We start from the raw sequence: 12,963 nt of genomic DNA on the forward strand, positions 1-12,963 counted from the left end.
TGACGCAACATTTGCGTCACGCACATAATGAGAGAGGGGGAGGCGCGATGTCAACCCGAGCGGACCTGCTCAACCAGCTCGTCACCGAGAGCCAGCGCCACTACGCCGCGTACGCGCTGTTCAACCAGGCGATGGCCGACAACCTGGGCCTGCACCCCACCGACCTGCAGTGCATCTCCCTGCTCGACCTCGAACCCGGCCCGGTGACCACCGGCACGATCGCCACGCTCACCGGCCTGACGCACGGCTCGGCCACCCGGCTGGTCGACCGCCTGGAGAAGGCCGGTCTGGTGGTACGGCAGGCCGACGGCGAGGACCGCAGGCGCACGCTCGTCGCGCTGGCCCCCGACGCGAACGCCAGGATCGGCAGGGCGTGGGCCGAACCTGCGGCGGCGTTCCGCCAGGCGCTGGAAGGCTTCACCGACCACGATCTGGCGGTGATCGTCGAATACCTGCACCGCGCCGCAGAGGTGGGACGCGCGCAGGCTGAACGCCTGACCAGGTGAAACGCGCGCATCGTGCGCGCATCGCCGAAATATCAACCGTGGCGGAGAAGCTCATCTCACACCAGCCGACACGGAGGAAAACACGATGGAAGCCCGCATGAAGAACCCCGCCAAGGTCATCTCCGCCGCGCAGAAGCCGATCATGGAGCTGATGAAGGCTGCTCAGTCCGGTGGGTTGTCCCACGAGCTGGCCGAGATGATCCACCTGCGGGTCAGCCAGATCAACGGTTGCGGCTTCTGCGTCGATGCCGGGTACAAGGCTCTGCGCAAGCTGGGGGAGAGCGACGAGCGCATCGGCCTGGTCGTCGCCTGGCGCGAGACGCCGTACTACACCGACGCCGAGCGCGCCGCCCTGGAACTGGCCGAGGAGGCCACCCGCCTGGCCGACAACCCCGCCGGGGTCACCGACCGGGTCTGGGACAACGCCGCCGACCACTTCGACGAGCAGCAGCTGGCCTCGATCCTGCTGATCACGGCCACCACGAACCTGTTCAACCGCCTGAACGCCCCCATCCGCCAGATCGCCGGAACCTGGTAAGGGGACCACAGCCATGTCGGTCGTCCGTACGCACGCCTACTCCGTGGCCGAATCCGACCTGGAGGAGTTCCTCGCCCGCCGCGCCTCGCTGATCGCCACGGTCCGCGAGGGCCACCCCGGCCTCACGCACGCCGTACTGATCCAGCTCGCTGACGGCACCTACACCGACACCTGGCACTGGGAGAGCGCCGAGGAGCTCGGCGCCGCCCTGGCCGCCATCCCCACCTTCCCCGAAGCGCCGCTGACCATGGCACTCACCAAGGACGCCACCGCGCAGTTCGGTGAGGTCGTCGACGAGCGCTGACCTCGCCTCACATTTCCGGCAGCTGCTTCGTCGGAGCAATGGGTACACAACTACCCTTTCGCTACATAACCACTCATTCGTATGGAGTAAGACATGAAGGCACACGTCAGCTCGATCCTTCTTGGCGTCCGCGACCTTGACCGGGCCAAGCAGTTCTACATCGAAGGGCTCGGCTGGAAGATCAAGAGTGACTTCGGCATCTCGGTGTTCTTCGAGTCCGACGGCGCCTCGCCCGTGGGCTTCTACGGTCGCAAGGGCCTGGCCAACCTGGTGGGCACCGACCAGGAAGGCAGCGGCTTCAGCGGAGTGGTCCTGACCTACGTCGTCCGCAGCGAGGCCCGGGTCGACGAGGTCATGGCGGAGGCCGAGAAGGCGGGCGCCACGATCCTCAAGCCCGCCGGCGCCTTGCCGTGGGGCGGGTACGGCGGCACCTTCGCCGACCCCGACGGCTACATCTGGAGCCTCGGGTTCAGCACCGAGGGAACCGACCAGCCCTACGCGGAGTAACCGCGACAGCCGTCCGGGACAGCCGTCCCGGACGGCCGCAGTGAACCGGCAGACCGACCAGGAGAAGACCATGAAGTTCCGTACCCACGTCGAGCCCCCAGAGCCCATGCGCGGCCTGGAAGTTCCCCCGGAAGTGGTTGAAGCGCTCGGCGGGGGAGTGCGGCCGCCGGTGACGATCACCGTCAACGGGCACTCCTGGAAGAGCCGGATCGCTCTCATGCGCGGCCGCCACCTGCTCGGCCTCAGCATCGCCAACCGGCAGGCCGCCGGTGTCGAGATCGGCGAGGAGGTCGAGGTCGACCTGGAACTCGACACGGAACCGCGCGTCGTCGTCGAGCCGGAGGACTTCACCCGCGCCCTGGACGCCGACCCGGCCGCCCGCGCCGCGTACGACGGCCTCGCCTACAGCCACAGGCGCGAGCACGTGCGTGCGATCGAGAGCGCGAAGAAGCCCGAGACGCGTCAGCGGCGGATCGAGAAGGCCATCTCCTCCCTGCGGGGCTGAACGGCAAGCCGGAACAAGGTACCGCCGCCCGCCGCCCGGACGGCGGACACCGAGGCGCCGTGGGCGTGGGCGACCTGCTGGACGATGGCCAGCCCCAGCCCGGACCCCTGCATGGTGCGCGCCTGCCGTGAACGGTAGAAGCGGTCGAACACGTGCGGCAGGTCCTGCTCGGCGATGCCAGGCCCGTGGTCGCGCACGGTGAGCTCCCAGCCCGGCCGCAGCGCCACCTCCACCCGCCCGTCGCCGAACTTGGCCGCGTTGTCGAGCAGGTTGTTCACCGCCCGTGCCAGCCGCGAGGGCACCCCGGTGATCCGTACCGACTCCAGCGAGACCGTGAAGCTCACCTGCGGCCAGTTGCGCCGGGCGCGGGCCACGCAGTCGGCGACCAGCGCCTCCAGCCAGACCTGCTCCTCCTCGGCCGTCTCCTCCTCGCCGCGGGCGAGCTCGATCAGGTCGTTGACCAGCCCGGTCATCTCCGCAGCCTGGTTGCGCAGCGCGGCGGTGAGCTTGGCCCGGTACGCGGCGGGCAGGTCGTCGCGGCCGAGCAGGCCGATGTTGGCGCGCAGCGCCGTCAACGGCGTGCGCAGCTCGTGGGAGGCGTCGGCGACCAGGCGCCGCTGCGCGGTGATCGATCGTTCCAGCGCGCCGAGCATGGTGTTGAACGTCGCCGACAGCCGGCCCACCTCGTCACGGCCGCCCTCCCGCATCCGGTGCGAGGGGTCGCCGGTGGCGGCGATGGTCTCGGCCATCGCGGTGAGCCGGGTGAGCGGACGCAACCCGGTGCGCGCCACCACGTAGCCGATGGCCGCGGCGGCGAGGATCCCGCCGCCGCCCAGCACCAGCAGCGCCGTACGGACCCTGGCCTCGCCCCGGTGGGCGCTGTCGGCCCGCATGCTCACCATGATCGCGCCACCGCCCTCGACCGGAGCGACGTAGGCCCGCATGGGGTTGCCGAGGTAGGCGCCGTCGACGAAGCGCGCGTCGTGCTCGCCCCTGGCCACCTGACGAGCGGCTTCCGGTACGGCGGGCAGCGCGGAATCGGCCACCCGCCCGTCGCGCGAGATCAGCTGCGCGCACCCCGGCGAGGACAGGTAGGCGCACTCCCGCTCCACCGGCGCCCCGTCGGCCTTCACCTCCAGCTGCGCCCGCGTCGCCGCCCGCACGAGGCTGAGGTCCACCTCCCGGTACAGCTCGCGCTCCACGACCAGGAACGTCGCGAGGGTCACCGCCACCACCACCAGCGCGACGGCCAGCGCGGCGACCACCGCCAGCCGGGCCCTAATCGGCATCGCGCATCACGTATCCGACCCCGCGCACGGTGTGGACCAGCTTCGGCTCGCCCAGCTTGCGCCGCAGATAGCCGATGTACACCTCCAGCACGTTGGTGGCGGGATCCAGGTCGTAACCCCACACCCGGTCCACGATCAGCTCGCGGGGGAGCACCTGACCGGCGTTGGCCAGCAGGAGCTCAAGCAGCGCGAACTCGGTGCGGGTGAAGTCCACGCTCCGCCCGCCGCGCCTGCCCGTCCGGCTCGCGACGTCCACCACCAGGTCGCCCAGCCGCAGCTCGGGCGGCGTCTCGGGGTAGGCGCGGCGCAGCAGGGCCCGCACCCGCGCGAGCAGCTCCTCCACCTCGAACGGCTTGACCAGGTAGTCGTCCGCCCCCGCGTCGAGCCCGTCGACCCGATCGGCGACGGCGTCGCGTGCGGTCAGGATGAGGATCGGCACCCGGTCGCCGCTCGCCCGCAGCTCCCGGCACATCGCCAGCCCGTCGAGCACCGGCATCAGCACGTCGGTGACGATCGCGTCCGGCTCGAAGTCACGGACGGCCGCCAGCCCCGCGCGCCCGTCGCCCGCCCGCTCCGTGTCGTGGCCGTCCAGCTCGAGAGCGGTGGCGACCGCCTCGCCGACTTCCCCGTCGTCCTCAACCACCAGCACGCGCATTCGCCCGAGGCTACCCGCCCGCCAGAGCTCTTAGATTTCTCTTAGTCCAGCTCACGACCATGACCGTCATGGTTGCGAACCTGAAGGTCATGATCGCCGCGGGCGGCACGGGCGGTCACATCTACCCGGGCCTGGCGCTCGCCGCGGCGCTGCGCGAGGCCGACCCCGACGCGGGGATCTCCTTCGTCGGTACGGCACGCGGCATGGAGAGCCGCCTCATCACCGGCTTCCCCCTCCACCTGGTGGACATGGTGCCGATGATCCGCTCGGAGGCGGCCCGGTTCCCGTTCGCCCTGGCGCGCGCGGCCGCCCAGTGCCGCGCGCTGATCCGGCGCACGGGCGCCCGCGCAGTCGTCGGCATGGGCGGGTACGCCAGCGCCCCGCTGATCGCCGGCGCCCGCCTGGCCGGGGTGCCCGCGCTCATCCACGAGTCCAACGCGGTGCCCGGCCGCGCCAACCGCTTCTCCGCCAGGCTCACCGGGAACGTGGCGCTGGCCATGCCGTCGGCAGGGATGACCGGCCGGGTGGTCGGCATGCCGATGCGCGCCGTACGCCAGTTGCCGCGCGCGTTCGCCCGCGCAGAGCTCGGCGTGCCGGACCACGCGAGGCTGATCGTCGTCAACGGCGGCAGTGCCGGGGCGGTACGGCTCAACGCCGCCGCCGTCGAGCTGGCGCACCGCTGGCGCGACCGCGACGACGTGCGGATCGTCATCAAGGCGGGCACCGAGGGCGTCGAGCTGCTCGGCGAACGGCTGCCCGGCGGGGGCAACGCGTGGGCGGTGCCGTACTTCCCCGACATGGACCTCGTCTACGCCGCGGCCGACGCGCTGGTGTGCCGCTCAGGCTCCGCCACGGTCGCCGAGCTGGCGGTGCACGGCACGCCCGCCGTACTCGTGCCCTACCCGCACGCGCCCCACGACCACCAGACCCGCAACGCCCGCGCCCTGGACGGCTCGGTGGTGCTGCCCGACGGCGAGCTGTCGGGCGCGGCGCTGGAGCTGGCGCTCGGCAGGCTCGGACCGCGCCGAGCCTTCGACCCCGCACACCCTCACCTGCGAGCCGCCGCCGAGCTGGCCGCCTGGACCTTGGAGCTGACCCGATGAAGAAGGCACTGGTGACCGGCGCGGAGGGCTTCGTCGGAAGCACGCTGGTGGACACGCTCCTGGCCGAGGGCGTCGAGGTGCGGGCGCTCGCCCACTACAAGCCCTACGGCGACAGGGGCAACCTGGCGGGCAAGGACGTCGAGGTGGTCGCGGGCGACGTGCGCGACGCCGGACTGGTCATGGACGCGGTCAACGGCTGCGACACCGTGTTCCACCTGGCCGCGCTGATCGGCATCCCCTACAGCTACCGGGCGCCCGAGTCCTACGTGCAGACCAACGTGACAGGCACCCACAACGTCGCCCAGGCCTGCCTGCGCGCGGGGGTGTCGCGCCTGGTCCACACCTCGACCTCCGAGGTGTACGGCACCGCCAGATTCGTCCCCATCACCGAGGAGCACCCGATCCAGCCGCAGTCGCCGTACTCGGCCTCCAAGATCGGCGCCGACATGATGGCGCTGTCGTACTGGCACGCCTTCGGACTGCCCGTCGCGGTGGTGCGCCCCTTCAACGTGTACGGCCCGCGCCAGTCCGCCCGCGCGGTCATCCCGGCGATCCTGGCGCAGCTCCACGCGGGTGCCACCGAGATCGAGCTGGGCGCGCTCACCCCCACCCGCGACTTCACCTTCGCCGAGGACACCGCGCGCGGCTTCCTCGCGGCGGCCCGCGCCGACAAGACGGTCGGCGAGGTGGTCAACGTCGGCTCGGGCCGGGAGATCTCCATCGGCGACCTGGCCGAGCTGCTCATCGAGATCACCGGGTCGTCGGCGACCGTGGCGCCCGCGCGGGCCGAGCGGGTACGGCCGGCGGGCAGCGAGGTGCATCGGCTGCTGAGCGATTCGAGCAAGGCGCAGGCGCTGATGGGCTGGTCACCGCGGGTGCCCCTGCGCGAGGGGCTGGTGCGTACCTCCGCGTGGGTGGCCGCGCAGGGACTCGGCACCGGGTACCAGGTCTGATGAACCGCCGCCTGACGTTGTGGATCGTGCTGGGCGCGGTGCTGCTGACCGGCCTGGCCGCGGTCGTCACTCAATACGCGGACATGGCCGCTCAGATCAGGACCGTCGCGATGCCCACCGGCCCGCGGCCCGCGCCCGACCCCGACGCCATGAACATCCTCATCATGGGCAGCGACACCCGCGCCCACGGCAACCGCGCCCTCGGCGGCGGCAAGGTGCAGACCCCGCGTTCCGACACGACCGTCCTGCTGCACATCCCTTACGGCCACCGTTCCGCGATCGCCGTCAGCCTGCCGCGCGACGCCGTCGTCGCCCGCCCGGCCTGTGGCCCCGCTCGGTCGCCGCTCAACTGGTCCTTCGCCTACGGCGGCCCCACCTGCACGGTCGCCACCGTGGAGAGGGTGACCGGGCTGCGCGTCGACCATTTCGCCGTGCTCGACTTCGCCTCGGCCGCCGACCTGGCCACCGCGGTGGGCGGCGTCCCGGTGACCGTACCCGCGGGCATCCCCGCCAAGGACGCGGACGGTCTCAAGCCGGGCAGGCAGTTACTCAAGGGGCGCGACGCCGTCGCCTACCTTCGGCTGCGCCACGTCGGCGCTGACCAGAGCGACCTGCGGCGGATCCGGCGGCAGCAGAGCTTCCTGCGGGCGTTCCTCAAGCGGGTGAAGACCCTCGGGCCGGAGGCCGTCCTCACCCTGGCCAAGACGGCGAGCGCGGCCATCGTCACCGACCCGGGCCTCGACACTCCGGCCGCGCGGCTCAGGCTCGCGATGGACCTGCGCGACGTGGATCTGTCGCGTGTCAGGTTCGCAACGCCGCCGCTGGAGCCCGACCCGGGCAACCCGGCGGCCTGGGTCCGCTTCGCCCCCTCGGCGGCGTCCCTGTGGAGGTCACTGCGTCCCTAGGTCGTGGTTCACCCACACGAAGCCGTCCGGATCGGTGAAGGGCTTGGTGTCACCGCCGATGACCAGCCGGTGCGACCCGCTGCCCGCCGGCGGCAGTCCGGCGACCTTGGCCAGGGCCTTGCGGGTGTAGAGCGACAGCGAGACGGGACACGACGGGGGCGAGAACTCGACGTACTTGCGTCCGTAGCTCTTCGTCACCTCGAATCCGTGCTCGACGTAGAACCGCTTGCTCGCGGGCACGTCGTGCGCGCCCAGCTGCAGCACCACCTCGTCGATCTCGCGTGTCGCCGGGCCGGTGTCCTTCTTCGACGAGCTCGCGAGCGTCCAGATCGCGCCGTCCGGGGCCTGCACGACGCCGCCGTAGCCCCACAGGGACTTCGCGACCGGTTTCAGCGGCTTGGCGCCGGCCTCTATGGCGGTGCTGTAGAGGCTGTCGACGGTGGAGGGCTGGGCGACGACGAGCGACAGGGCGAAGCCGCGGAAGCCCGAGGTGGGCGCGTCCGAGAACTGCAGGCGCAGCCGGTCGTCGAGGCCGAAGGCGGCGGCGTAGAAGCGTTCCGCGTCCGCGGGGTCGGGCACCTCTAGGGTGACGAATTCCAGGTAGGCCATGGTGTTCACGGTAGGTGCGCCCGGGATGGGCCCGCTTCTCGATTCCTGATCGATGTGTTGTGCGCTTTTGGGCGGGGTCAGTTGGCGGCCAGGCGGCCCAGGTAGACGTAGCCGCCGCCGTTGAGGGCGAGCCAGCTGCCCTGGACGGTGCCGGTGACCTGGGTGCCGTAGGGCAGCCAGTCGATGGTGTCGGACGCCTTGGCGGGGGCGGCCTTGATGGGGGCGCCGTTGGTGGCGACCGTACCGGAGTAGGACTGACCGGCGGGCTGGACGACGTCGCTGGCGAGGACGGTGGTGCTGGCCTGGGCGGCGGTGGTGGTGGCGAGCACGGTGCCGCCGAAGGCGGTCGCGGCGAGCAGGGCGGTGGCGATGATCTTGCGCATTTCGGTTACCCCCGGTTTCCGGTGTTTCTTCCGACAACCCAGAGAATGCCGCAGTGATCCCTAAGAGCGGCCTGCCGCGACGTTAAGCGCACGATAAGACCCTGCGCCCGAGCTGTTGTGAGCCGAATCGATAAGCCTTGCTGGGAACGCCGGTTTCCGCATTTTCATGGGCGATGTTGACTGGAAACGCCATGACAGCCGTCCAGGTCAGTGTCGACAGCGCCGCCCGCCCGATCGACGGAGATCCGCTGCGAGTGTCGTTTCCGAGCGTCAGGACGCTGGTGTCACAGGCCGTTCCCCGGCTGCTCGAAGGCGTGATCGTGCCTCTGGCGGTGTTCTACGCCGCGCTGACCCTCTTCGGGCTGAACGGTGCGCTGGCGGCGGTGCTGGCCTGGGTGTACGGCAATGCCGCCGTCAGGCTGCTGTGGCGCAGGACGATCTCCGGCACCATGGTTCTCGCCATGCTCGCGATCACCGCCAGGTCCGCGCTGGCGCTGTGGAGCGGCAGCGCGATCGTCTACTTCCTGCAGCCCGAGCTGGGCACCGTCTGCGTCAGCGTCGCGTTCCTGGTGTCCGTACGGCTGCGCAGGCCGCTGGTGGGCAAGCTGATCCTCGACTACGTCGGGCTGCCCGCGTCCATCGTCCGGCAGGAGCGGGTCCAGCGGTGCTTCGCGCGGCTGACCGTGGTGTGGGCGCTGGTTCTCCTGGTCAACACCAGCGTGGGTGTCTGGCTGCTGCTGGGCCAGCCGATCGAGGTCTACCTGCTGGTGCGGCCCCTCGCGGTGGCGGGGATCACCACGCTGACGTTCATTGGGTCGGTTTGGGGCTTCCTTCGTACCCTGCGGCACTTTCGGGGCGAGCCGTCGCCTTGCGGCGGGCCGAGGTCGGCTGGGGTTGGAGGAGCGCCACCATGGCCGCCTCCTGGTCGATGACCTGCAGGGCGATGGCGGACAGCTGCTGGTTGTGGTTGCGTGCGTAGGCGCGCATGCGGTTGAAGGCCTCGTTGAGGGTGATGTGCGCGCGTTCGGCGAGCATGCCCTTGGCCTGCTCGATGATGGTGCGGTTGTTCAGGGCGTACTGCAGCTGCTCGGTGACGAGCTGGTGCTGGCGCAGGGTGCGTTCGTGGGTGATGCCGATGGTGGACACGTCGGCGAGCGCCTGGGCCACGGCGGCCGTCTCCTCCGACAGCCCCTCGGGGGCCTGGCGGAACAGGTTCATCGCGCCCAGCGTCTGATCGCGCAGCCGGAGCGGGAAGGCGTGGACCGCGGCGAAACCGGCCTGGTGGGCGGCCTGGGAGAACCGCGGCCACCGCTGGGGCATGGCGGCCAGGTCGGTGCACGTGACCATCTGCCCGCCGTGGAAGCAGTCCAGGCAGGGGCCTTCCTCGTTCTGCAACTGGAACAGCTCCAGGAGGCGCACCCGCTCGGTGGAGGCCGCCACCAGGGTCAGGGTGCCGCGCTGGTCGGCCAGCAGGATGCCGGCCGCGTCCACCTCCAGCAGGTCGACGCAGCGTTCCGCCAGCGTCTGCAGGAAGTCGATGACATCGAAGCCGACCACAAGGGTGTCGGCCAGCTCGACGAACGTCTGTACGGTGTGCCGGTCGAGCATCGTCTTCACCTCGTCCTGAGAATTCTCATAGTCGCACGAGTCAAGAGGACTCTGGTGGGAATCGCAGCCGCCGGGCGACGACGTCGTGCGCGACCTCCAGGAGGCCGCGGCCTTCGGCGAAGGCGTGGGCGCGCAGCCGTACGAACGCTGTGCTCAGGTCGAGGTGGGCCTGCACCGCGACCATACCGGTGGCCTGGTGCACCGGCGCCCAGAGCTCGATCATCCCGTGCTCCTCCACCAGGTTGGGGTGCTGGACGTGCACGAGAAGGGCGGCGTCGGCGAAGTGCAGCGCGTCGGCCACCTGGTCGGGGGTCAGCCAGCCCGGTTCCGCGCGGCAGATCTCCAGGACGCCGACGGAGATCGCGCCCAGTTGCAGGGGGAAGGCGAACAACGCCCGGATCTGTGGCTTCAGGGCGGCCGGGGCGAACATCGGCCAGCGGCGCTGGGCCTCGTCCTGGCTCAGGTCCGGGACGAGTACGGGCCGCCGATCGGCCATGGCGGTGAGCCCCGGCCCCTCGCCGAGGGTGGCGTGCAGGTCCAGCAGCCGCTGGGCGTCCTGGCTGCTGGCGTACACCGGTTCGTAACCCATGCGCCGGCCGCTCAGGGCTACGGCCGCGCCGCTGGCGTCCAGCGCGTGCGCGCAGGTCAAGCACACCGTCTTCAGGGAGGGTGGCGTGCCGTCCGCGCGAGCGCGCATGTTGATCGCCGCCCACACTGCTGCCGAGCGGTGCGCGTTCATCAACCTCCGCCGGTTATGGAGCAGGGATCCGGCGCCCGCCAGTCGACGAGCGTGTTCCACCCGGTGAGCCGCAGCAGGCGGCCTACCGGTGCCGATGCGGAAACCACCTTGATCACCTGGTTGAGTGACGCGTTGACCAGGACCCGCAGGCAGCCCACGTCGATGAAGTCGAGCTCGCCCAGGTGGGCGTCGACGGGACCGCCGCCCATGACCGCCAGCAGGTCTTGCAGGGCGACGAAGCCGCTGAGGTCCAGAGCCCCGTACAGGACGAAGCCCGGCGGATCGGCGGCCACGGTGATCTGCAGGATCCCGTTGTCGTAGGTGACAGCGGGGAACGTCGCTGAGCTGGTGATGGCGTCCATCCCGTACCTCCGGGGCTTGCCGGTGCAGACAAGCCGCAGGGTCAGGACGGCACAGCACCTTCGTCGGAAGCCCGTTGACGCTGTCCCCCTACGGTACGCCTCCGCGCGCGGCCTTGGACAGGTTGGCGCAAGGTGGGGTTCCCGGTGATCAGCTCCGGTGATAACCAGCCCTGTACCTGCCTGTTTCCGCACGTCGTCTCAGGGCAGAGAGTGGGTCCAGGCGCCTTGTGGCCGGCGCTGGTCCCCGACCGGCAGGTCCAGCCATCCATAAGGCGCCGCCAGCCGTTCCGCGGAGCATCGGGCCGATCAGGTCGTGGGCAACCTGAAGCTGACCGGCGAAAGGCCAGGGACGTCTTCAGGAAGTGAAGGGAGGAATCGATGCGCATCGGATCGATCGTGCTCGTGCTGTGGTTGGTCATCGGCGCCTTCGCCGCTGGTCAACGCGGCTACTACACCGGTACCGTCGAGAACTGCAACAAGATCGCCACCATCGCGGTGACGATCGTGGCAGGCGCGCTCAACTACGTCGGGATGAACCCGAAGATCGACTGCCAGACACCGAAACCCAGCAAGTAACGCCCGCTCGCGAGGACTTAGGGTGAGGAAAGTGGAGTTGCGCCAGTTGCGCTACTTCGTGACGTTGTCCGAGGAGCTGCATTTCGGCCGGGCCGCGGCCCGCGAGCACATCGTGCAGTCCGCGTTGAGTCAGCAGATCCAGCGTTTGGAGCGTGAGCTTGGTGTCCGGTTGCTGGATCGCAGCACCCATCACGTCGACCTCACTGCGGCGGGTGCCGCGTTTCTCGTTGAAGCGCGGCAGATTCTCACGCAGGTGGGCCGGGCTACGCATGCCGCGCGTAACGCGGCTGCAGCCCCGCCCACGCTGCGGGTCGGCATCGTGGACGCGGGTTATGACTCGATGCCGCAGGTTCTGCGCGAGGTCCAGCGCCAGCATCCGGAGTTGACGATCCACCAGATCGAGGCGTCCACGCCCGAGCAGTACCGGCAGTTGGCTGACGGGCGTCTGGACATCGGGATCGGCCGATCCTCACAGACACCGTCGGGCGTGACCTCCGAGCTCATCAGGCTCGACCCGCTCGGGGTGCTGGTGCCTGACGATCACCCTTTCGCCGCCCTGGATGGGGTGGCCGTCGCCGCGCTGGCGGGTGAGCTGCTGCTGATGGGCGAGGACGCTGAGACGCCGGAGTTCAACCAGTTCGTCGTTGAGCTGTGCCGTACGGCCGGATTCTCGCCCACCGTCTATGAGGGGACTGTGGAGAGTAGCCGAGCCGCCGCCGACCTTGTGCTCCAGCACCGTTGTGTGCTGTGTGTCCCTTCCTCCTTCCGTACCTCCAATCGGCCTGGCACCACGTGGCGGCCTGTGGTCGAGCCCGCGACGAGTTATCCGTGGTCGCTCCTGTGGCGTACCGGCAAGCCGTCCGCCTACGTGGGCGCCGTTCTTGACAGCGCCAGAGATCTCGCCGGTCGGCTCGGCTGGCTGGAAACCGCCGACGAGCGCGACGGCGGGTCGGCTACGCGCACGCCTGCCACGAGTGCGGTGAACCTGCCCGAAGGTCCATGACCAGCCGCACGTATGAACTGCCGCGCTGCTGGTGGATGGTGAAGTGGTCACACAGCTGGCCCATCAACCACAGCCCGTAACCACGGGTGGCGGTCCTGGCGGGCCGTCGGCGGTGGGTGTCGGCCGAGGTCAGCTCACCAGCGGTGTCGCGTATCTCGACGGTGAGGAACTCCTCGTCGTACCAGCTGGCCACGATCCCGTGCCCGCCGCCGTGTTCCAGCACGTTGCTGGCCGCCTCGTTGGCCGCCATGAGCAGGTCGTCCAGCCGTGCGCCGACCAGGCCGGAACGGGTGGCGTGACCACGGAGGTGGCGGCGCACGTCGGACAGCTCGGAGGTGATCTCCCATTGCCGGTAGGTGCTGATGGTCATGACGGCTCCCCTGCAGGCGCTCATCTGACTGTCAAAGGGGCGCAGGCT

At 70.2% G+C, this 12,963-nt stretch carries 18 protein-coding genes and 1 pseudogene; 11 read left to right on the plus strand and 8 right to left on the minus strand.

Annotated features, from left to right (window positions below; genetic code table 11):
• Window positions 1–47: 47 nt before the first annotated feature.
• The 5 genes from ACIBG8_RS04005 (at window position 48) to ACIBG8_RS04025 (ending at window position 2,360) form a co-directional block, all read left to right on the plus strand.
• Window positions 48–506, plus strand: a complete 459-nt coding sequence (locus tag ACIBG8_RS04005) for a MarR family winged helix-turn-helix transcriptional regulator (protein WP_397340992.1) — start codon at window positions 48–50, stop codon at window positions 504–506.
• 85 nt (window positions 507–591) lie between these two features.
• On the plus strand, window positions 592–1,044 hold the full coding sequence (locus ACIBG8_RS04010) for a carboxymuconolactone decarboxylase family protein (RefSeq protein WP_397340993.1): 453 nt from the start codon (window positions 592–594) through the stop codon (window positions 1,042–1,044).
• Between the two features lie 13 nt (window positions 1,045–1,057).
• On the plus strand, window positions 1,058–1,348 hold the full coding sequence (locus ACIBG8_RS04015) for a hypothetical protein (RefSeq protein ID WP_397340994.1): 291 nt from the start codon (window positions 1,058–1,060) through the stop codon (window positions 1,346–1,348).
• A 93-nt stretch (window positions 1,349–1,441) separates the two neighbouring features.
• Entirely contained in the window at window positions 1,442–1,855 is a 414-nt protein-coding gene (locus ACIBG8_RS04020; RefSeq protein ID WP_397340995.1) for a VOC family protein, read from the plus strand.
• A 70-nt stretch (window positions 1,856–1,925) separates the two neighbouring features.
• Window positions 1,926–2,360: a YdeI/OmpD-associated family protein gene (locus ACIBG8_RS04025; RefSeq protein ID WP_397340996.1), complete on the plus strand. Its 435-nt coding sequence runs from the start codon at window positions 1,926–1,928 to the stop codon at window positions 2,358–2,360.
• On the opposite strand, the gene ACIBG8_RS04030 is transcribed toward ACIBG8_RS04025, so the two are convergent.
• Both ACIBG8_RS04030 and ACIBG8_RS04035 read right to left on the minus strand, forming a co-directional pair.
• Entirely contained in the window at window positions 2,318–3,649 is a 1,332-nt protein-coding gene (locus ACIBG8_RS04030; protein WP_397340997.1) for an ATP-binding protein, read from the minus strand. The two genes, ACIBG8_RS04025 and ACIBG8_RS04030, sit on opposite strands and share 43 nt — an antisense overlap.
• Window positions 3,639–4,304, minus strand: coding sequence for a response regulator transcription factor (locus ACIBG8_RS04035; protein ID WP_397340999.1), 666 nt, complete (start codon window positions 4,302–4,304; stop codon window positions 3,639–3,641). The genes ACIBG8_RS04030 and ACIBG8_RS04035 overlap by 11 nt, the downstream gene beginning before the upstream one ends.
• Before the next feature lie 68 nt (window positions 4,305–4,372).
• On the opposite strand from ACIBG8_RS04035, the gene ACIBG8_RS04040 reads away from it, so the two are divergent.
• From ACIBG8_RS04040 to ACIBG8_RS04050, 3 genes are read left to right on the plus strand one after another with little or no spacing between them, the layout of a single operon-like run.
• Window positions 4,373–5,407 (plus strand): UDP-N-acetylglucosamine--N-acetylmuramyl-(pentapeptide) pyrophosphoryl-undecaprenol N-acetylglucosamine transferase, encoded by a 1,035-nt coding sequence (locus tag ACIBG8_RS04040; protein ID WP_397341000.1) that lies wholly within the window; start codon window positions 4,373–4,375, stop codon window positions 5,405–5,407.
• Window positions 5,404–6,360: a GDP-mannose 4,6-dehydratase gene (locus tag ACIBG8_RS04045; RefSeq protein ID WP_397341001.1), complete on the plus strand. Its 957-nt coding sequence runs from the start codon at window positions 5,404–5,406 to the stop codon at window positions 6,358–6,360. The genes ACIBG8_RS04040 and ACIBG8_RS04045 overlap by 4 nt, the downstream gene beginning before the upstream one ends.
• Window positions 6,360–7,265, plus strand: coding sequence for an LCP family protein (locus ACIBG8_RS04050; RefSeq protein ID WP_397341002.1), 906 nt, complete (start codon window positions 6,360–6,362; stop codon window positions 7,263–7,265). Before ACIBG8_RS04045 ends, ACIBG8_RS04050 begins: the two co-directional genes overlap by 1 nt.
• On the opposite strand, the gene ACIBG8_RS04055 is transcribed toward ACIBG8_RS04050, so the two are convergent.
• Together ACIBG8_RS04055 and ACIBG8_RS04060 are read right to left on the minus strand one after the other, a co-directional pair.
• Window positions 7,251–7,874: a glyoxalase gene (locus ACIBG8_RS04055; RefSeq protein WP_397341003.1), complete on the minus strand. Its 624-nt coding sequence runs from the start codon at window positions 7,872–7,874 to the stop codon at window positions 7,251–7,253. The genes ACIBG8_RS04050 and ACIBG8_RS04055 overlap by 15 nt on opposite strands.
• 77 nt (window positions 7,875–7,951) lie before the next feature.
• Window positions 7,952–8,257, minus strand: a complete 306-nt coding sequence (locus tag ACIBG8_RS04060) for a hypothetical protein (RefSeq protein WP_397341004.1) — start codon at window positions 8,255–8,257, stop codon at window positions 7,952–7,954.
• Window positions 8,258–8,448: 191 nt separating this feature from the next.
• Here ACIBG8_RS04060 and ACIBG8_RS04065 point away from each other — a divergent pair.
• Window positions 8,449–9,021: pseudogene (locus ACIBG8_RS04065) on the plus strand (VC0807 family protein); the annotation flags it as partial.
• A gap of 43 nt (window positions 9,022–9,064) precedes the next feature.
• Here the strand turns inward: ACIBG8_RS04065 and ACIBG8_RS04070 are convergent.
• The 3 genes from ACIBG8_RS04070 to ACIBG8_RS04080 are packed head-to-tail and all read right to left on the minus strand — an operon-like array spanning window position 9,065 to window position 10,966.
• Entirely contained in the window at window positions 9,065–9,865 is an 801-nt protein-coding gene (locus tag ACIBG8_RS04070) for an ANTAR domain-containing protein (RefSeq protein ID WP_397341005.1), read from the minus strand.
• 40 nt (window positions 9,866–9,905) lie between these two features.
• Window positions 9,906–10,604: a GAF and ANTAR domain-containing protein gene (locus ACIBG8_RS04075; protein ID WP_397341006.1), complete on the minus strand. Its 699-nt coding sequence runs from the start codon at window positions 10,602–10,604 to the stop codon at window positions 9,906–9,908.
• Entirely contained in the window at window positions 10,604–10,966 is a 363-nt protein-coding gene (locus ACIBG8_RS04080) for a hypothetical protein (protein WP_397341007.1), read from the minus strand. Before ACIBG8_RS04080 ends, ACIBG8_RS04075 begins: the two co-directional genes overlap by 1 nt.
• A gap of 378 nt (window positions 10,967–11,344) precedes the next feature.
• Between ACIBG8_RS04080 and ACIBG8_RS04085 the strand changes: the two genes are divergently transcribed.
• Both ACIBG8_RS04085 and ACIBG8_RS04090 read left to right on the plus strand, forming a co-directional pair.
• Window positions 11,345–11,542 (plus strand): hypothetical protein, encoded by a 198-nt coding sequence (locus ACIBG8_RS04085; protein WP_397341008.1) that lies wholly within the window; start codon window positions 11,345–11,347, stop codon window positions 11,540–11,542.
• Window positions 11,543–11,573: 31 nt separating this feature from the next.
• Entirely contained in the window at window positions 11,574–12,545 is a 972-nt protein-coding gene (locus ACIBG8_RS04090; protein WP_397341009.1) for a LysR family transcriptional regulator, read from the plus strand.
• On the opposite strand, the gene ACIBG8_RS04095 is transcribed toward ACIBG8_RS04090, so the two are convergent.
• Window positions 12,496–12,915 carry an ATP-binding protein gene (locus tag ACIBG8_RS04095; RefSeq protein WP_397341010.1) on the minus strand — a complete coding sequence of 140 codons (420 nt, stop codon included), beginning with the start codon at window positions 12,913–12,915 and terminating at the stop codon, window positions 12,496–12,498. The genes ACIBG8_RS04090 and ACIBG8_RS04095 overlap by 50 nt on opposite strands.
• Between the last annotated feature and the right edge of the window lie 48 nt (window positions 12,916–12,963).

The organism is Nonomuraea sp. NPDC050556, assembly GCF_044457355.1.
GTDB lineage: Bacteria > Actinomycetota > Actinomycetes > Streptosporangiales > Streptosporangiaceae > Nonomuraea.